This window comes from Cryptosporangium sp. NPDC051539, from assembly GCF_044454545.1.
GTDB lineage: Bacteria > Actinomycetota > Actinomycetes > Mycobacteriales > Cryptosporangiaceae > Cryptosporangium.
In genome coordinates this window covers 475,077-490,538 of sequence record NZ_JBITDV010000006.1, presented here as the reverse complement: position 1 = coordinate 490,538, position 15,462 = coordinate 475,077, and the positions used below count along the sequence as shown (strand labels likewise).

General features: G+C 72.4%; 20 protein-coding genes and 4 pseudogenes. 13 read left to right on the top strand and 11 right to left on the bottom strand.

Going from position 1 to position 15,462, the window contains the following annotated elements; translation table 11 throughout:
* Positions 1-3 precede the first annotated feature (3 nt).
* The gene (locus ACIBZJ_RS21455; RefSeq protein ID WP_395932120.1) at positions 4-969 is read left to right on the top strand and encodes a helix-turn-helix transcriptional regulator; all 966 of its coding nucleotides are present in this window, start codon (positions 4-6) and stop codon (positions 967-969) included.
* Here the strand turns inward: ACIBZJ_RS21455 and ACIBZJ_RS21450 are convergent.
* Positions 938-1,549: an STAS domain-containing protein gene (locus ACIBZJ_RS21450; protein WP_395932118.1), complete on the bottom strand. Its 612-nt coding sequence runs from the start codon at positions 1,547-1,549 to the stop codon at positions 938-940. The genes ACIBZJ_RS21455 and ACIBZJ_RS21450 overlap by 32 nt on opposite strands.
* A gap of 97 nt (positions 1,550-1,646) precedes the next feature.
* On the opposite strand from ACIBZJ_RS21450, the gene ACIBZJ_RS21445 reads away from it, so the two are divergent.
* Together ACIBZJ_RS21445 and tsaA are read left to right on the top strand one after the other, a co-directional pair.
* Positions 1,647-2,024 (top strand): ester cyclase, encoded by a 378-nt coding sequence (locus tag ACIBZJ_RS21445; RefSeq protein WP_395932116.1) that lies wholly within the window; start codon positions 1,647-1,649, stop codon positions 2,022-2,024.
* A 39-nt stretch (positions 2,025-2,063) separates the two neighbouring features.
* Positions 2,064-2,465: a tRNA (N6-threonylcarbamoyladenosine(37)-N6)-methyltransferase TrmO gene (gene tsaA, locus ACIBZJ_RS21440; protein ID WP_395932114.1), complete on the top strand. Its 402-nt coding sequence runs from the start codon at positions 2,064-2,066 to the stop codon at positions 2,463-2,465.
* On the opposite strand, the gene ACIBZJ_RS21435 is transcribed toward tsaA, so the two are convergent.
* Positions 2,462-3,019 carry a hypothetical protein gene (locus ACIBZJ_RS21435; RefSeq protein WP_395932113.1) on the bottom strand — a complete coding sequence of 186 codons (558 nt, stop codon included), beginning with the start codon at positions 3,017-3,019 and terminating at the stop codon, positions 2,462-2,464. The two genes, tsaA and ACIBZJ_RS21435, sit on opposite strands and share 4 nt — an antisense overlap.
* A 99-nt stretch (positions 3,020-3,118) precedes the next feature.
* On the opposite strand from ACIBZJ_RS21435, the gene ACIBZJ_RS21430 reads away from it, so the two are divergent.
* The 4 genes from ACIBZJ_RS21430 to ACIBZJ_RS21415 all read left to right on the top strand — a co-directional run bounded on the left by ACIBZJ_RS21430 (position 3,119) and on the right by ACIBZJ_RS21415 (position 6,041).
* Positions 3,119-3,700 carry a TetR/AcrR family transcriptional regulator gene (locus ACIBZJ_RS21430; protein WP_395932111.1) on the top strand — a complete coding sequence of 194 codons (582 nt, stop codon included), beginning with the start codon at positions 3,119-3,121 and terminating at the stop codon, positions 3,698-3,700.
* 9 nt (positions 3,701-3,709) lie between these two features.
* The gene (locus ACIBZJ_RS21425) at positions 3,710-4,450 is read left to right on the top strand and encodes a class I SAM-dependent methyltransferase (RefSeq protein ID WP_395932109.1); all 741 of its coding nucleotides are present in this window, start codon (positions 3,710-3,712) and stop codon (positions 4,448-4,450) included.
* A 33-nt stretch (positions 4,451-4,483) separates the two neighbouring features.
* Positions 4,484-4,756, top strand: a complete 273-nt coding sequence (locus tag ACIBZJ_RS21420) for a hypothetical protein (protein ID WP_395932107.1) — start codon at positions 4,484-4,486, stop codon at positions 4,754-4,756.
* A gap of 127 nt (positions 4,757-4,883) precedes the next feature.
* Entirely contained in the window at positions 4,884-6,041 is a 1,158-nt protein-coding gene (locus tag ACIBZJ_RS21415; protein ID WP_395932309.1) for a cytochrome P450, read from the top strand.
* Here ACIBZJ_RS21415 and ACIBZJ_RS21410 read toward each other — a convergent pair.
* The gene (locus ACIBZJ_RS21410; protein WP_395932105.1) at positions 6,038-6,352 is read right to left on the bottom strand and encodes a hypothetical protein; all 315 of its coding nucleotides are present in this window, start codon (positions 6,350-6,352) and stop codon (positions 6,038-6,040) included. The genes ACIBZJ_RS21415 and ACIBZJ_RS21410 overlap by 4 nt on opposite strands.
* Positions 6,353-6,419: 67 nt before the next feature.
* Positions 6,420-6,971 carry a TetR/AcrR family transcriptional regulator gene (locus ACIBZJ_RS21405; RefSeq protein WP_395932103.1) on the bottom strand — a complete coding sequence of 184 codons (552 nt, stop codon included), beginning with the start codon at positions 6,969-6,971 and terminating at the stop codon, positions 6,420-6,422.
* An 87-nt stretch (positions 6,972-7,058) separates the two neighbouring features.
* On the opposite strand from ACIBZJ_RS21405, the gene ACIBZJ_RS21400 reads away from it, so the two are divergent.
* Positions 7,059-8,081: an aldo/keto reductase gene (locus ACIBZJ_RS21400; protein ID WP_395932101.1), complete on the top strand. Its 1,023-nt coding sequence runs from the start codon at positions 7,059-7,061 to the stop codon at positions 8,079-8,081.
* 17 nt (positions 8,082-8,098) lie between these two features.
* A complete protein-coding gene (locus ACIBZJ_RS21395) occupies positions 8,099-8,932 on the top strand; it encodes an LLM class flavin-dependent oxidoreductase (protein ID WP_395932099.1) in 834 nt (277 codons plus the stop codon).
* Here the strand turns inward: ACIBZJ_RS21395 and ACIBZJ_RS21390 are convergent.
* Together ACIBZJ_RS21390 and ACIBZJ_RS21385 are read right to left on the bottom strand one after the other, a co-directional pair.
* Entirely contained in the window at positions 8,921-9,214 is a 294-nt protein-coding gene (locus ACIBZJ_RS21390; RefSeq protein ID WP_395932097.1) for a hypothetical protein, read from the bottom strand. The genes ACIBZJ_RS21395 and ACIBZJ_RS21390 overlap by 12 nt on opposite strands.
* Before the next feature lie 155 nt (positions 9,215-9,369).
* The gene (locus ACIBZJ_RS21385; RefSeq protein WP_395932095.1) at positions 9,370-9,996 is read right to left on the bottom strand and encodes a TetR/AcrR family transcriptional regulator; all 627 of its coding nucleotides are present in this window, start codon (positions 9,994-9,996) and stop codon (positions 9,370-9,372) included.
* A 69-nt stretch (positions 9,997-10,065) separates the two neighbouring features.
* Here ACIBZJ_RS21385 and ACIBZJ_RS21380 point away from each other — a divergent pair, with 69 nt between their 5' ends.
* Positions 10,066-10,626 carry a peroxiredoxin-like family protein gene (locus ACIBZJ_RS21380; RefSeq protein WP_395932093.1) on the top strand — a complete coding sequence of 187 codons (561 nt, stop codon included), beginning with the start codon at positions 10,066-10,068 and terminating at the stop codon, positions 10,624-10,626.
* On the opposite strand, the gene ACIBZJ_RS21375 is transcribed toward ACIBZJ_RS21380, so the two are convergent.
* Both ACIBZJ_RS21375 and ACIBZJ_RS21370 read right to left on the bottom strand, forming a co-directional pair.
* Positions 10,592-11,416: an alpha/beta fold hydrolase gene (locus tag ACIBZJ_RS21375; RefSeq protein WP_395932091.1), complete on the bottom strand. Its 825-nt coding sequence runs from the start codon at positions 11,414-11,416 to the stop codon at positions 10,592-10,594. The two genes, ACIBZJ_RS21380 and ACIBZJ_RS21375, sit on opposite strands and share 35 nt — an antisense overlap.
* A gap of 106 nt (positions 11,417-11,522) precedes the next feature.
* A complete protein-coding gene (locus ACIBZJ_RS21370; protein ID WP_395932089.1) occupies positions 11,523-12,296 on the bottom strand; it encodes a transcriptional regulator in 774 nt (257 codons plus the stop codon).
* On the opposite strand from ACIBZJ_RS21370, the pseudogene ACIBZJ_RS21365 reads away from it, so the two are divergent.
* Together ACIBZJ_RS21365 and ACIBZJ_RS21360 are read left to right on the top strand one after the other, a co-directional pair.
* Positions 12,295-12,624, top strand: a pseudogene (locus ACIBZJ_RS21365) (SDR family NAD(P)-dependent oxidoreductase); the annotation flags it as partial. The gene ACIBZJ_RS21370 and the pseudogene ACIBZJ_RS21365 sit on opposite strands and share 2 nt — an antisense overlap.
* Before the next feature lie 207 nt (positions 12,625-12,831).
* Positions 12,832-13,596 carry an SDR family NAD(P)-dependent oxidoreductase gene (locus tag ACIBZJ_RS21360; protein ID WP_395932308.1) on the top strand — a complete coding sequence of 255 codons (765 nt, stop codon included), beginning with the start codon at positions 12,832-12,834 and terminating at the stop codon, positions 13,594-13,596.
* Here ACIBZJ_RS21360 and ACIBZJ_RS21355 read toward each other — a convergent pair.
* Both ACIBZJ_RS21355 and ACIBZJ_RS21350 read right to left on the bottom strand, forming a co-directional pair.
* Positions 13,565-13,770 (bottom strand): annotated as a pseudogene (locus ACIBZJ_RS21355) (ABC transporter permease); the annotation flags it as partial. The gene ACIBZJ_RS21360 and the pseudogene ACIBZJ_RS21355 overlap by 32 nt on opposite strands.
* A gap of 236 nt (positions 13,771-14,006) precedes the next feature.
* Positions 14,007-14,195 (bottom strand): annotated as a pseudogene (locus ACIBZJ_RS21350) (ABC transporter ATP-binding protein); the annotation flags it as partial.
* A gap of 66 nt (positions 14,196-14,261) precedes the next feature.
* On the opposite strand from ACIBZJ_RS21350, the pseudogene ACIBZJ_RS21345 reads away from it, so the two are divergent.
* Positions 14,262-14,384 (top strand): annotated as a pseudogene (locus tag ACIBZJ_RS21345) (helix-turn-helix domain-containing protein); the annotation flags it as partial.
* A 406-nt stretch (positions 14,385-14,790) separates the two neighbouring features.
* Here the strand turns inward: ACIBZJ_RS21345 and ACIBZJ_RS21340 are convergent.
* Positions 14,791-15,459 carry a phosphotransferase gene (locus ACIBZJ_RS21340; protein WP_395932087.1) on the bottom strand — a complete coding sequence of 223 codons (669 nt, stop codon included), beginning with the start codon at positions 15,457-15,459 and terminating at the stop codon, positions 14,791-14,793.
* Between the last annotated feature and the right edge of the window lie 3 nt (positions 15,460-15,462).

Here is a 15,462-nt window from a genome sequence, read left to right as displayed (position 1 = left end):
TCCGTGCAACCAGCGCCCCCACGCATCTCAGAATTCGATTTCTCCAGCGCTGACGGGGTCGAGCAGTTCCTCATCGAGGTCTACGGCACGTCGATGCGCATGCGCGGGGCGGCCGAGCAGCAGGTGTTGCGGCACAAGCGCATCGACGCGGGGGTGTTCGCGCTCGAGACCGTCTACCAGTCGGCCGACCTCCAGTTCGAGGTCGAGCCCCTGAACAAGCTGCTCGTGACCAGGACGGTGACCTCCCAGCTGGCCCGGGCCACCCACGGCGCCGATCGGCACTACGACGCCGGCGCGATCTTCCTCATGAACGACCCCGACCGCCCCCACTCCTCGCACTGGATGAGCGGCGAGATCCAGAACTGCCTCATCGACCCGGTGCTGCTCGCGCAGATCGCGGCCGGCGCTCCCGACCGGCAGCCGGCACCGATCCGCTTCACCGGATACGAACCGGTGAACGCGGCCTCCGCCGCACACTGGTGGGCCACCCGCCGCTACGTCGCCGATCTGCTCGCCAACCCGGAGGCCGCGGCTGCGCCGCTGATCATCGGTAGCGCCGCGCGCATGCTCGCGGCCGCGACACTGACCGCTTTCCCGAATACGGCGTTCACTGATCCCGCCGCGGCCGACCGGCACGACGCCCATCCGGACGCTCTGCGGCGCGCGATCGCGTTCATCGAGGACCGCGCCCACGACGACGTGGCCGTGGCCGACATCGCCGGGGCGGCCCACGTCAGCATCCGGGCGGTTCAGCTCGCGTTCCGGCGGCACCTGAACCTGACCCCGATGGAGTATCTGCGACGCGTCCGGCTCAGCCGGGCGCACGAGGCCCTGCGTGCGGCCGATCCGGCCACGACGACCGTGACCGCCGTCGCGTGCCGGTGGGGATTCCCCAGCCCGGGCCGGTTCGCCGCCCTGTACCGCCGGGCCTACCGCGTCACTCCGAGTCAGACTCTTCGCGAGGGTTGACCCGGCGCAGGAGTTCGCGGGCCTCCCGGCGGATGCGGTCGGCGCGGGCGATCGCGAGTTCGGCGTCCGCCCGGAGGTGCGGCGCGTGTACCAGAGGTCCCGCCGACCGCCCTCGCGCCAGGGGCCCCGCCGGCCGCCCTCGTACCGGCGGGACCCCGGCCGCCCGCCCGGTGCAGCCGGCCTCGGCCCGGACGGCCTCGGCCGCGACAACCTCGGCCGCGGGGGCCTCGGCTCGGGCGGCGTATCGACCGGCCCGGCGACGTCGGGGCTGCGGCGGCCGGGCGTCCGGGCCGCAGAGGGTGGGCCAGGCCCCGGTGACGTCGAGGATAATCGCGGTCAGTTCGCCCGGGTTGACCAGCCGGAATTCGCACCCGTACTCGGCCGCCGTCCGCGCGGTCCGTTCGAGCTCGTCGACCGTCGAGGACGCGAGAAACGTGACCGCGCTGACGTCGACGTGGACCGCGGCGTGTCCGCTGGTCACCGCGGCACGCAGTGCGGCGCCCAGGTTTTCGTCGGTCGCGGAATCGAGCGCGCCGCCGACACACAGCCGCAGCACCCTGTTGACCTTGTCGTCAGGCATGAGTACGAGCCTGCCAACCGCGCTCGCCGGCCCGACAGCCCGGAAACGAACGATACGGCCACGACAGGTGCCGAAAGCGAACGGTTAGCGTGGCCCCATGGTCGATCTGCGAAGCCACTATCTCGAGTATCTCGCGACCTTGAACAGTCGCCGGTTCGACGACCTGGCCGGGTACGTCGCCGATGAACTCGTCTACAACGACGGCCCGATGACGCTGGCCGAGTACCGCTCGCTCCTCGAGGACGACGCCCGCCGGATTCCCGACCTCCTCTACGACGTCCAGAACCTGGTCGTGGACGGGGACCAGGTCGCCTGCCGGCTGCGTTTCGACTGCACGCCGGTGGAGCCGTTCCAAGGGCGGGAACCGACCGGGACCCGGGTCACGTTCGGCGAGCACGTGTTCTACCGATTCCGGGAGAACCGGATCGCCGAGGTCTGGTCCCTTCTGGACGTCGACGCGCTACGCCAGGGCTGAGAGGGCAGCACCCCACCGTCCCGCCGCAACGGAGGACCCATGACCTACGACCTTCGGCCGATCGGTGTCGTGGAATCGCCGCTGGACGAGACCCAGAGCGCGCCCAAGCAAGGGGTGGAAGGCAGCCCCGACGCGTGGCTGGTGTTCGATCCGGCGGTCGCGGTCGGCCTGCGGAACCTGTCGATCGGTGACGAGGTGTTCGTGTTCACCTGGCTGCACCGGGCCGATCGGTCGGTCGTGGCCGTGCATCCGCGTGACGATCCGCGGAACCCGATGACCGGGGTGTTCAGCACCCGGTCGGCCGACCGCCCGAACCCGATCGGACTGCACCGGGTCCGGGTGCTGGCGATCGCCGGCCTGCGGATCCGGGTAGCCGACCTGGAGGCCGTCGACGGCACCCCGATCGTCGACGTCAAACCGGTCATCGACGCCGGTCGCTAGCCGGCGGGCACTCGCTCCGGAGCGGCGCGGCGCAGCCGGATCGCCGAGACCAGGAAGAAGATCCCCCCGAGGGTCGCGTACCCGGCCAGCGAATTCAGGGTCGGGTCGGACGAGCCCGCCTGCAGGACGAACGTCGTTCCGGCGATCGTGGAGAGACCGCCGCTGAGGATCATCGGCCACTGCCCGCCGAGCCGGCGCCGTCCCACCGCGACCACGAGTTGCACGAGCCCGGCCGCGACCGCCCAGGCGCCCCACACCCGGAGCACGGCCGGCACCCCGGACGCGCCCGCGAACGCCAGCCCGGCCGCGGCGAGCAGGCTGATCACGATGTTCACGTACAGCCCCGCGACTGGCAGCCCCCCGACCGGCAGCCCCGCGACCGGCCGGGACGACCGGGCATCAACGACCGCGGCCCCCACGTCGAACAGCGGGTACACCACGAGCAACGTCGTGCCGAGTGCGCCCAGTTCGGACCCGGTCGCAACCACCAGGGCTGCCCAGACGACCGCGAACCCGAACCGGACGAAGTACAGCCGCCGAAGAGCGGTGATCACAGGACCTCCAAGTGACAGAACGTTCGGTCTACCGACACGATCCCGGTCGCCCTGGCTACTTGTCAAGACCGAACGTTCTATCCGCTACGCTGGGCAACCATGAGCGACCGGAAGCCTTCCGAAGCACGCAGCCGCCTGCTCGCCACCGCGACCCGGATCTTCTACACCGAGGGCATCCACTCGGTCGGGATCGACCGCATCATCGCGGAGGCCCAGATCACCCGGGCCACCCTCTACCGCCACTTCCCCGGCAAGGAAGACCTGGTCGTGGCCTACCTGGACGACGTCGACCGCGCGATCCGCGCCCAGGTCGACGCCGTGATCGCGAGCGGCCTGAAGCCCGAAGAGGTGATCCGCGCCATCGCTGCGGGCATCGCCCACGACCTCCGCACGCCGGGTTTCCGCGGCTGCGCGTTCCTCAACGCGGTCGCCGAGTACCCCGACCCCGAGCACCCCGTGCACCGGGTGGTGCTGGCTCACCGGCAGTGGTTCCTCGACACGATCACCGGCCTGCTGGCCCAGACCGCCGACACGCCCCCGGAGCCCGCGGCCCGGCACTTCGTCATGCTGCGGGACGGCGCGATGGCCGCCGGGTGCCTGACCGACCCGACCACCGTCGGCGAGACGTTCCGGCACGGGGTGGACGGGCTTTTGCGGGCCCGCGCCGGTTCTCTCCCCTAGGCTCGGACCGTGTTCTCGCCCCGGGGTCCGTCGCTGCGCGAACTGTCCGTGCAAGCGTTCTCCTCGGTCGAACACGGCTACGACCTGCTCGCGCCGAAGTTCGACCACACCCCGTTCCGCACCGCGGCCGACGTCCTCGACGCGATGCTCGAGGTACTGACCGGGCTCGGCCCGTTCGGCGACGGCCTCGACGTCTGCTGCGGCACCGGCGCGGGCGTCGGAGTGCTCGAATCGGTGTGCCGCGGGAGCGTCACCGGCGTCGACTTCAGCGCCGGCATGCTCGCCCAGGCCCGCACCGCCCACCCCGACGCCACCTGGGTTCGCGCCGACGCCCGCGCGCTACCGTTCGCCCGCCACCGCGTCGATCTCGCGGTCACGTTCGGAGCGCTCGGGCATTTCCTGCCGTCCGAACGGCCCGCGGTCTTCGCGGGTGTCCACCGGACCCTGCGGCCCGGCGGGCTGTTCACGTTCGCGATGGAGGCACCGCCGCCGCGCTCGGATGCCTGGTACTGGGCGACGCTGGGCTTCGACGCGGGGATGCGGATCCGGAACGCGGTATGGCGTCCGCCGTTCGTCATGTACTACCGCGACTGCCGGCTGCCCGCGGTGAGCGCCGACCTGACCGCCGCCGGTTTCACCGTGACGTCGGCCGAATTGGACGGTGCGGGCCGGTACCGGGACGGCAGCAACCGATACCTCCTGGTCCTCGCGCGGAAACTCGCGCATGAAAACGGCCGTTCGGGGTCATAGCGCATACGACGCCACGATCTCCCGGAGGAACCCATGGTCGAGCCGCACGTCAGCCTGGACGAAGACACGCTGAGCCCGGCCGCGCGCAAGCTGCGCGGACCACTCGAGGACCAGCTCACCTCGGCGTTGAAGGCCGCGGCCGACAAGGTCGGCGCCGCCTACTCCGGCGAGGGCATCGACCAGGTCATGGCCGCGCTGACCACCGAGGCGAAGGCGGGCCTGCACCCCGACATCGCGGCCGGCTTCAACCCCGACCGGCAGCAGCTCCGCGCGCTGGCCGAGGCCATCGTCCGCGAACACGACTGACCTGGGACGACGCCGCCACCGGCGGATCGTTTCTCCCTGGGAGGCGAGCACCGTCCACTAGGGTGGGCGGGTGCCGCAGATCGTGCAAAGTCCGGAAGTGTCCCTCCTGCTGGACGAGCTGACGCGGATGGTCGGGCGGGAGAACCCCTACCCGCGGTACGCCCGTCTGCGCGAGATCTCGCCGATCGTCCGCGCGGACGACGGTGCGCTGGTGGTGACCGGCTACGACGAGTGCACCACGGTGGTCCGCGACGGCCGTTTCGTGCACCCGCCGGCAGAGATGCTGGCGTTCCTCGGCTTCGCCGACTGGGAGGACCACCCCGCGCTCCGGCAGATGTTCACCACCATGCTGCTGCTCAACCCGCCGGACCACACCCGTCTGCGCCGGTTGGTCAGCTCCGCGTTCACTCCCCGGCGGGTCCAGACCCTCCGTCCGGTGATCGAGACGCTGGTCGACGATCTGCTGGACGCGATGAGCGGCGACGTGGATTTTGTGGAGTCGTTCGCGTTTCCGCTGCCGGTAGAGGTGATCGGGGAGCTGCTGGGCGTGCCCGAGGCCGATCGGGCGCAGTTCCGGACGCTCGTGCGCGATTGGACGCAGGTGCTCGAGGTGATCACGCCCGCGGTGCTCGCCCGGGCGGACCCGGCCGCCGCGATGATCCGCGACTACCTCGCCGAGCTCCTCGACGAACGACGCCGATTCCCGGCCGACGACCTGCTGTCGGCGCTGGCGCAGGCCCAGACCACCGACGAACGCCTCACCGACGACGAGATCCTGGCCAACGCGGCGCTGCTGTTCGCGGCCGGCTTCGAGACGACGACCGGCCTGCTGGCGAACGGCCTGGTCGCGTTGCTGGACCACCCGGAGCAGGCCGCGGCGCTGGCCGCGCAGCCGGAACTGGCGCCGTCCGGGGTCGAGGAGTTGCTGCGGTTCGACAGCCCGGTGCACCTGAGCTCGCGGGTGACCGCCGAGCCGGTGGAGCTGGCCGGGCTGACCGTCGGCGCGGGCGAACGGGTGGTGGCGTACCTGGGTGCGGGCAATCACGATCCGGCCCGGTTCGCCGACCCCGATCAGTTGCGGCTGGATCGCGCCGACAACGCGCCGCTGTCGTTCGGCGGCGGTATCCACTACTGCCTGGGCGCTCCGCTGGCGCGTCTGGAGGCCCAGATCGCGTTCCCGGCGCTGTTGCGGCGTTTCCCGGAGCTTTCCCGGTCGGGGCGTGCGGAGCACCGCGACAGCCTGAGCATCAAGGGCTTCCTCAGCCTGCCGGTCCGCACCGGTTAGCCCGGCGTCTCCGTCCGGGCGTCTCGGTCCGGGCGTCGCTCCCAGCGGCGGCGGCGTTCGTCGAGGGTCTGCTCCCACCACGGCGTGCCGCGCTCGCCGAGCGCGACCTTCGCGGCCTGCACCCGCGCCCGGGCCGGCGCCGGATCGTCCCCGGCGCGCAGCGCGGCCCCGACGTCCCGGCGTGCGGCCATCAGCGCCCGCCGCAGCTCGGCGGCGACGTCCTCGGGGATCGCCGGATCGGTGGCCCGCCACCGTCGCCCGTCGATGACGACGAAATGCCCGTCTTCGGTCGTCGCCGGTTGCTCCCCCACCGGCCCATCTTCCCCCGCCCGCGGCCGCACGGCAGCGCGCCCCGCCCCGGCCGGCGTCCCGCCGCTCCTACCGGTGCAGCCCCGCGATCAGCAGCCCGACGAGCTGCCTGGCGTCGTAGCGCGGGTCGTTGCCGACACACAGGTTGCCCACCGCGTACATGAACGCGAACGGCTCCACATCGGACCGGATCTCGCCGGACGCCACGGCCGCCTCGAACAAGCCCGTCAGCACCGGCACGAGCCGATCCAGGAAGTACGTGTGCAGCGCCTCGAACTGCGAGTCGTCCGAGCGCAGGACCGCGGCGAGCCCGTGCTTGGTGACCAGGAAGTCGACGAACAGGCCGATCCACCGGTCGAGCGCCGCATAGGGCGAGGCCTCGGCGGCCAGTAACGCCGGGCCGGCCTCGGCGCACTCCTCGACCTGGTGCCGGTAGACCGCGACGATCAGGTCCGCGCGGCTCGGGAAGTGCCGGTAGACCGTGCCGACCCCCACGCCGGCCCGGGCCGCGATGTCTCGCACCGGCGCCTCGACACCCGACGTGACGAACTCCGCCGCCGCGGCCTCCAGCAGCGCCTTCGCGTTGCGCTGAGCGTCTGCCCGCCTGGTCGGTGCCGTCATGCCCCCATTCTGCCCTACCCCTGGCAACCGGAACATTGTTCCGCTACGTTAGTCGGAACAAGGTTCCACTTACCGACGGAGACCCTCATGCAGTACCGCACGTTGGGCCGCACCGGAGTGCAGGTCAGCACGCTCGTCCTGGGCGCGATGAACTTCGGCGCGATCGGCCGCACCACCCAGGACGACGCCACCGCGATCGTCGACGCCGCCCTGGAGGCCGGCATCAACCTGATCGACACCGCGGACATGTACAGCCAGGGCGAGTCCGAAGAGCTCGTCGGCCGGGCGATCAAGGGCCGTCGCGACGACGTCGTCCTCGCGACCAAGGCGAACGAGCCGATGGGCGACGAGCGCAACCACCGCGGCAGCTCCCGCCGCTGGCTCCACACGGCGCTCGACGACAGCCTGCGGCGGCTCGGCACCGACCACGTCGACCTGTACCAGATCCACCGCTGGGACCCCAGGACCAGCGACGAGGAGACCCTCTCGGCGCTGACCGACCTGCAGCGCGCGGGCAAGATCCGCTCCTTCGGCTCCTCGACGTTCCCGGCCTACCGGATCGTCCAGGCCCACCACGCCGCCGCAGAGAACAGCCTGCGGAAGTACGCCACCGAGCAGCCGAGCTACTCGATCCTGCAGCGCGGAATCGAAGCCGACGTCCTGCCGGTCACCCAGGAGTACGGCATGGGCGTGCTGGCCTGGAGCCCGCTCGCGTCGGGCTGGCTGAGCGGCGCGGTCCGCGCCGGGCAACCCGCCACCTCCCACCGGGCCTCCCTGATGCCGCAGAGGTTCGACACCAGCATCCCGGCCAACCAGCGCCGGATGGACGCCGTCGAACAGCTCGCGAAGGTCGCCGATCAGGCCGGCCTCACGATGATCCAGCTCGCGCTCGGGTTCGTCACCGCGCACCCCGGCGTCACCTCGGCGATCGTCGGCCCGCGCACGCTCGACCACCTGCGGGGTCAGCTGGAAGCGGCTGACACGGTGCTCGGGGCCGACGTCCTCGACGCGATCGACGCGATCGTCGCCCCCGGCCTCGACCTGGCTCCCCACGAGAAGTTCGCGACCCCGCCCGCGCTCCTCGACCCGTCCCTGCGGCGGCGCCCGTGAACCCCAGCATCGGGCTGATGACCGCGCCCATGCAGGTCGGCTACGGCGACATCCTGCGGGTCTGGGAGGAGGCGGACGCGCTGCCGGTGATCGGGCACGCCTGGCTGTTCGACCATTTCATGCCGATCGGCGGCCCCCCGGACGGCCCGGTCCTCGAGGGCTGGACGCTGCTCTCGGCACTCGCCGCCCGCACCGAGCGGCTCCGGCTCGGCCTGCTCGTCACCAGCAACCGGTTCCGGCCCCCAGCGGTGCTGGCCAAGATCGCCACGACCGTCGACGTCGTTTCGAACGGACGGCTGGACTTCGGGATCGGCGTCGGGTCCCGTCCGAGCATGCCGATCGCGCGCCGGGAGTACGACGGCCTGGGCCTGCCGTACGACGACGCCACGACCGCGACCGCGAACCTCTCGGAGGCGCTGACCACGATCAAACGGATCTGGACCTCGGCGGAGCCGTTCGACGCCGAGGCATTGAAGGGCGCGTTCCAGCGGCCCCGGCCGGTTCAGCGTCCCCACCCGCCGATCCTGATCGGCGGCCGCGCCAAGGCCACGCTGCGCGTTGTCGCCGAGCACGCCGACGTGTGGAACATCCCCGGTGGCGACCTCGCCGACGTCGTCGAACGCAGCGCGATGCTCGACGCCTGCTGCGCCGAGATCGGCCGCGACCCCGCGTCGATCGTCCGGTCGATCCACCTCGGCGTCTCGTACGACCATCCGGACGCGACGCGGCGCGCGATCGGCGCGGCGCTGGACGCCGGTTTCCGGCACGTGGTGCTGAGCGTGTCCCCGCCCTACCCCGAGGGCGTCGCCCGCTGGGTGGCGGACGAGATCATCACACCGTCAGCCGGCTGAGGCGGCGAAGGGTGCCGCGTTCGCGAAGCGGTGCCAGAGGGCGAACGCGCCCAGCGTGACCGGCCCGTTCTTGGTCACGACGGCCGAAGGGGCGCCGGGGCCGACGACGGGCTCGGGCCGATCGGACGGGGCCGTCGCCGCGGGGCGGGGCAGCTGGGACTCGACCAGTCCACGCAGCACGTACGCGAACGGTTTGTCGGCCAGCGAGGCCAGCGGAGCCGCTACCGGCTGCGGCCCCGCCGGCGACATCGTCGCCGTCGTGAGGGTGGATACCTGGGTCATGCCCCACTAGTCGGTTGCGCCAGGGGCGTCTGCAGCGACCGCGCCCCCACGCTCCCGTCCCGCACCGCGCCCGGTTGTCAGCTGGTCGCGGCGCAGCACTCGGCGTAGCGCTCGGCGTAGCCGAAGTGCGGGATTCCCCCGGCCGGCAGCTCTGGTCATGGGCGCCCGGCGGTCGGTGACAAGCCCCGCAGGAGCATACGGAGGCCCTCCGTGAACTCCTCGTCCGCGGTGACGTGCTGTGCGTACCGGGCGTTGGCCGTGGTGTGCGGGAACTCGTCCGGCGGCAGGCCGGCCAGCCGCTGGGTGCCGGCGCCGGCGAGCGGCCCGAGGTGCTCGAGCTGCAGTGCGCCGACCAGGTAACTGAACAGCGCCCGCAGCGCGACCAGCCGCTCGCGGTCGGCGAAACCCGCGTCGCCGAGGACCGCGAGGAGCGCCTCGGCCCAGCGCAGCGCGCCCCGGGAGCGGTGCCGGTGGACGAGCGTCAGCGCGACCACCGCCGGGTGTTCGGCGAACGCTTTCCGCACCCGTTCGACCAGGTCCTCGACCTGGCGCTCCCACGGCCCTCCGGCCGGGGGTCCGGCGTCGACCGCGTCGAACACCCGGTCGACGACGAGACGCTCGAGCTCGTCCCGGTCAGCGACGTACCGGTACAGGCCCATCGTGCTCATCCCGAGCTCGCCCGCGACCGTCCGCATGGACAGCCCCGACAGCCCGCCCCGGTCGACGACGGTGAGCGCGGCGGCGGCGAGCTGGTCGGTGGAGAGCGAACGTGGTCTCGGCATGACGCTTGACAGCGTACGGCTTACGCCTACGGTGGTAAGCGTAGGCCGTACGCTCATGAGGAGGCGGCAATGCTGCACGTACCCGTTCGCGAACTCCGGCCGGTCAACCGCGAGCCGATCCGCGTGCCGCTCCCCGATCGGCTCGTCCATTTACAGTTCCGGCGGTTCGCCGGCTGCCCCGTCTGCAACCTTCATCTGCGGACGATCGTCCAGCGCCACGACGAGCTCGAGCGGGCCGGCGTCGACGAGGTGGTGGTCTTCCACTCGCCCGCCGACGAACTGCGGCAGCACGCCGCGGGCCTTCCGTTCGCGGTCGTGGCCGACCCGGGCAAAGAGCTGTACCGGGAGTTCGGCGTCACGTCCGGCCGGGGTGCGCTGATGAACTCACGGGTTTGGCCGGTGATCGCGCTGGGCGTCTTCCGCAGCGCGATCGCGGTGGCCCGCAACCGCGAACGCCCGCCGAGCCGGTCGCAGCCCGGCGGGCGTCTCGGTCTACCCGCGGATTTCCTCATCGCGCCCGACGGCACGGTCGTCGCCGAGAAGCACGGCGAGCACGCCTACGACCAGTGGAGCGTCGACGAGATCCTGGCGCACGCTAAGACCGGAGCCACTCCAGCAGATCCGCGTTGATCGTGTCGGCCTGGGTGGTCGGCATGCCGTGCGGGAAGCCCGCGTAGGTCTTGAGCGTGCCGTTCTGCAGCAGCTCGGCCGAGAGCGGGCCCGAGTCGGCGTACGGCACGACCTGGTCGTCGTCGCCGTGCATGACCAGCGCCGGAACCGTGATCTTCGTCAGGTCCTCGGTGAAGTCGGTCTGGGAGAACGCGACGACGCCGTCGTAGTGGGCCTTCGCGCCGCCCATCATCCCCTGGCGCCACCAGTTCTGGATGATCGCCTCGACCGGCTCGACGCCCTCGCGGTTGAAGCCGTAGAACGCGGTCGACGGCAGGTCCCGGTAGAACTGCGAGCGCCGGGTGGCGACCTGGGTCTGGATGTCGTCGAACACGCTCCTGGGCAGGCCGCCCGGGTTCGACTCGGTCTGCACCATGATCGGCGGCACCGCGCTGATCAGCACCGCGCGCGCCACCCGCTCCTCGCCGTGCCGGGCGATGTAGTGGACGACCTCGCCGCCGCCGGTCGAGTGCCCGACGTGGATCGCCTCGCGCAGGTCCAGGTGCGCGGTCAGCGCGGCCAGGTCGTCGGCGTAGTGGTCCATGTCGTGCCCGTCGCTGGTCTGCGTCGAGCGTCCGTGACCGCGCCGGTCGTGGGCGACGACCCGGTAGCCGTGCTGCAGGAAGAACATGAGCTGGGCGTCCCAGTCGTCGGACGACAGCGGCCAGCCGTGGCTGAAGACGATCGGCTGGCCGGTTCCCCAGTCCTTGTAGAAGATCTCGGTGCCGTCCGTGGTCGTGATGGTGCTCATCCGCGCCTCCCCTAGATCGTTACAGTTCGAACCTAACCAGCCGGTCCCACTGCGACAAGTGGGACAGGTGCGTGGGGAAGTGAACTTCTTACCCGTTCCGCCCGGGTCAGACCGCGAGCGTGGCGAGCAGGGACAGGGCCTGCGCCGACCGCGAACCGGGTTCGGCCTGGTAGACCACCAGGACCTGGTCCTCGTCGCCGGCGACGGCGAACTTGTCGAGGTGTAGCTCGAGCTCGCCGACCTGCGGGTGCCGCACGAGATGGGCGCCGGCGCCGGGGTGCGGACGCACGTCGTGGCGGGCCCAGAGCCGGCGGAAGTCCTCACTCCTGACCGACAGCTCCCCGACCAGCTCGGTCAGCAGCGGGTCGTCGACGTCCGGGCCGGCCGCCGCGCGGATCATGCCGACGAGGCCGGCGAGGCTGTCCTGGGCGCCGAGCGCCTGCGCGGCGGGGTCGAGGAACGCGGCGCGCAGCACGTTCGTGCCCGGCCTCAGGATCGGCGACAGCGCGACCGCCATCCGGTTCGCGGCGAAGACGTCGAGGTAGCGGCCGTGCACGTAGGCCGGGTTGTCCCAGGAATCGATCAGCCGGGCGACGCTGGGCCGCAGCCGCTCGGCCCGGCGGGGTGCACGGCGGCGGCGCGGGGCCGGGCCGGGTCGGGTCGGGTCGGGTCGGGTCGGGTCGGGTCGGGTCGGGTCGGGTCGGGTCGGTTCGGGTCGGGTCGGGTCGGCGAGATCGTGCAGGTGGGAGGTGGCCGTGCGGTCGAGCCCCAGCGCGCGGGCTACCGCGTCGAGAACCTGAGCCGACGGGCGCGCCCTGGTGGCACCTCTCTCGGCGGGGATCTGGTGGTGCGGGCCGGCGCGGCCGAGCGTGGACGGCATGACACGAACCTGGCTCATCACCGGCATCAGCAGCGGCTTCGGCCGGGCTCTGGCGTCGGAGGTCCTGGCCGTCGGCGACCGGGTCGCGGGTACGGTCCGGCGGCTTTCCGCGGTGGACGACCTGCTGCCGCATCTGCGGGCCGACGGCGGAGGACGGATCCTCCAGCTCTCGTCGGTCGCCGGGCAGGCCGCCTACCCGGGTGCGTCGATGTACCACGCCACGAAGTGGGGCATCGAGGGGTTCTGCGACGCGCTCGCGGGCGAGGTCGCCCCGTTCGGCATCGGGGTGACGATCGTGGAGCCGGGCGGGGCGAGGACGAACTTCGCGACCGGGGGAAAGCAGTGGGGCGCTCCTCTCGAGGCCTACGCCGACGGCCCGGGCCGCGATGACCGGTGCGCTGTCGAACCGCCTGGACGCCCTGCGGGCCCAGAAAGACCTCGCCGCGTCCACGGACGAATCCCCGGGATAGCTTTCACGGCGCGATCGGCCGGCCGGAGCAGGGCGGTCGCCGCTCGGCCGAGGCAGAGTAGGGGCATGTCTCGCATCTTCGTCAGTGGGTCGGCGGACGGGCTCGGGCTGCTCGCGGCGCGGGCCCTGGCCGCGCAGGGCCACCGGGTCACGCTGCACGCCCGCACCGAGTCCCGGGCCGACGACGCCCGCAAGGCGCTCCCCGAGGCCGACGCCGTCGTGGTCGGGGACGTGTCGTCGATCGCCGCGACCCGCGACGTCGCCGCCCAGGTCAACGCGCTCGGCCGCCACGACGCGGTGATCCACAACGTCGCGGTCGGCTACCAGGAGCCCCGCCGGATCGAGACCGTCGACGGGCTCTCGCACCTCTTCGCGGTCAACGTCCTCGCACCGTACCTGCTCACCGCGCTGATCACCCGCCCCGACCGGCTGGTCTACCTGAGCTCGGGCATGCACCGCGGCGGCCGCGCCGACCTGCACGATCCGCAGTGGACCGAACGGCGCTGGAACGGCTCGCGCGCGTACTCCGAGAGCAAGCTGTACGACCTCATGCTCGCCCGCGCGGTCGCCCGCCGCTGGCCGGGCGTCCCGTCGAACGCGGTCGACCCCGGCTGGGTCCCGACCCGCATGGGCGGACCCGGCGCTCCGGACGACCTGACCGAAGGCGCGGCCACCCAGGCCGGTCTGGCCGTCACCGACGACGAGACCACCGGCCGGTACTTCTACCACCGGACACCGCATCCGGCCCTGGCCACGACCGAAGACTCCGAGGACGCCCTGCTGGCCTACTGCGCCGACCTCACCGGAGCAGCCTTTCCCGGCGGGCGCTGACCCGGGAGCCGGACTCCCGCGCGCCGTCCGCCGCAGCACGACCGGCGCGGCCACCACACCGGCGGCCGCCCACGCGCTCAGCACCGCGAGCGCCCCGAGAACGGACCCCTCGTCGGACGGCAGCAACGCGGCCCGCATGCCCACTCCCAGCCAGTACACCGGAAACACCTCGGCCCAGACCAGGTTCCCCAGCACCGCGAAGCCGGGCGCCCAGGCTCACCCCGTCGACGGTCCGGTTTCGCAGCACCACGATCACGATCAGCGTCACCACCGGCCAGAACAGCTGCGCCGGCCACTCCCGCGGCGCGAACGCCTGCCGTAGTTCGATCAGCCCACGCTCCCACCCGCGCCTCACGACGCCGCCCCTCTTCGGCCCGCCGAACGAGCGCCAGGTAGGCGTCCTCCAGCGACTCCCCGCCGACGCGGCCGGCGAGCTCGGCAGGTGTGCCGTCGGCGACGAGCCGGCCTCCGTCGAGGATCAGGATCCGTCCGGCCAGCTTCTCGGCCTCGCCGAGATCGTGGGTGGTCAGCAGGATCGTGGTCGAGGCGGCCAGGGTCCGGACCAGGTCGTGGAACTCCCGGCGGGCCTCCGGGTCGAACCGGCACCGTTGACGGCCCTGACCTGCGGTGACGTACGTCGTTGCAATGACCTGGAGGAGGACGCAATGCCGGGTACCAGGCTGACGCACCAGGAACGCGAGCGCATCGCGGCCGGGCTGGCCGCACACGCCGACTTCACGGTGATCGCTCGCGGTCCCGGGCGTCCGACCTCGACGGTCAGCCGGGAGGTCGGGCGCAACGGCAGGCCGACCGCCTACCGTTCCGACCGCGCGCACCGGGCGAGCAGGCACCGCGCGAGCAGGCGGCCCGCGATCGGCAGCCGAGCCACCGCGGACGACAGTCCCGAGGTGGCGGTATTCGTCGAACGGTTCTCGGCGCTGATGGTCGAGACCGGCGTGCCGCGGATGGTCGCGCGGGTGCTGATGCGCCTCTACGTGACCGACTCCGGTGCGTTGACCGCGGCGGAACTCGTGCGGCTTCTCCGCGTGAGTCCGGCCTCGGCTCGCGGTGGTCGGCCTACCCCTCGGAGCCGGCGCACTGGCCGGCGGGCTCGGCCGGGCGGCCGGGCGCCTCACGGCGGCACTGGAGATCTGAGAACTCTCCGGACCCGCCCGCCCGGGATCCGGCGCGGGCCTACGCGTGACCGCGGATCAGGGCTTCGGCCCGCGGCAGACGGGCCTTTTCCACGGCGGTGGTGCCCCGGTCGTCGCGGCGGCGGGACAGCGCCTCGTCCAGGCGGGAGAGCGGAGTTCCGGGGGCACGGCGCAGGAACGCGGCGAGCAAGGCGGCCGCGGGCTCGGCGAGCGCCCGGCCGGGGTCGATCGCGGCCTGCGCCAGGATGACCGCGCTCAGAGCGGTGTCGAGGTCCGGCGGCCCGCTGCGGGCGTTCCGCCAGTCGATCAGCACCGGCCCGTCCGGGCCGAGCAGCACGTTCTCCGGGTGCAGGTCGAGGTGCAGGATCCACTCCCCGGGAGACGTCCCGGGGAGTGGTGGCACCGCGTGGAGCCGGGCGTGCAGGTCGGCCAGGATCTGGGCGGCCTCGCCCGGCGCGATCGTCCCCTCCGCCACGGCTCGCAACATCGTCGGACCGTCGATGCGCTCCAGGACGAGGTCGGGGCCCTCGGCCTCGTACACCTCGGGCACCGGAAACCGTGCCGCACCGAGGTGCCGCATCAACGCGGCCTCGGCCGAGACGTCCCCGCCCCGCCGGTACCTCCGGAGCACCCGCCGGTCGTCCAGCGCGTACACGTCCGCGTCGCGCCCGGACGCGAACGGTCCGGACGCGGTCGCTGATCCGTCCACTCC

What these genes read in the sequence shown, in the direction of transcription:
- ACIBZJ_RS21450 (WP_395932118.1), bottom strand. Translation starts at nt 1,549, where the DNA reads ATGCCTGACGACAAGGTCAACAGGGTGCTGCGGCTGTGTGTCGGCGGC.
- ACIBZJ_RS21415 (WP_395932309.1), top strand. Translation starts at nt 4,884, where the DNA reads ATGGTCGGGCGGGAGAACCCCTACCCGCGGTACGCCCGTCTGCGCGAG.
- ACIBZJ_RS21360 (WP_395932308.1), top strand. Translation starts at nt 12,832, where the DNA reads ATGTCTCGCATCTTCGTCAGTGGGTCGGCGGACGGGCTCGGGCTGCTC.
- ACIBZJ_RS21395 (WP_395932099.1), top strand. Translation starts at nt 8,099, where the DNA reads ATGACCGCGCCCATGCAGGTCGGCTACGGCGACATCCTGCGGGTCTGG.
- ACIBZJ_RS21405 (WP_395932103.1), bottom strand. Translation starts at nt 6,971, where the DNA reads ATGACGGCACCGACCAGGCGGGCAGACGCTCAGCGCAACGCGAAGGCG.
- ACIBZJ_RS21385 (WP_395932095.1), bottom strand. Translation starts at nt 9,996, where the DNA reads ATGCCGAGACCACGTTCGCTCTCCACCGACCAGCTCGCCGCCGCCGCG.
- ACIBZJ_RS21380 (WP_395932093.1), top strand. Translation starts at nt 10,066, where the DNA reads ATGCTGCACGTACCCGTTCGCGAACTCCGGCCGGTCAACCGCGAGCCG.
- ACIBZJ_RS21390 (WP_395932097.1), bottom strand. Translation starts at nt 9,214, where the DNA reads ATGACCCAGGTATCCACCCTCACGACGGCGACGATGTCGCCGGCGGGG.
- ACIBZJ_RS21430 (WP_395932111.1), top strand. Translation starts at nt 3,119, where the DNA reads ATGAGCGACCGGAAGCCTTCCGAAGCACGCAGCCGCCTGCTCGCCACC.
- ACIBZJ_RS21445 (WP_395932116.1), top strand. Translation starts at nt 1,647, where the DNA reads ATGGTCGATCTGCGAAGCCACTATCTCGAGTATCTCGCGACCTTGAAC.
- ACIBZJ_RS21370 (WP_395932089.1), bottom strand. Translation starts at nt 12,296, where the DNA reads ATGCCGTCCACGCTCGGCCGCGCCGGCCCGCACCACCAGATCCCCGCC.
- ACIBZJ_RS21375 (WP_395932091.1), bottom strand. Translation starts at nt 11,416, where the DNA reads ATGAGCACCATCACGACCACGGACGGCACCGAGATCTTCTACAAGGAC.
- ACIBZJ_RS21400 (WP_395932101.1), top strand. Translation starts at nt 7,059, where the DNA reads ATGCAGTACCGCACGTTGGGCCGCACCGGAGTGCAGGTCAGCACGCTC.
- tsaA (WP_395932114.1), top strand. Translation starts at nt 2,064, where the DNA reads ATGACCTACGACCTTCGGCCGATCGGTGTCGTGGAATCGCCGCTGGAC.
- ACIBZJ_RS21420 (WP_395932107.1), top strand. Translation starts at nt 4,484, where the DNA reads ATGGTCGAGCCGCACGTCAGCCTGGACGAAGACACGCTGAGCCCGGCC.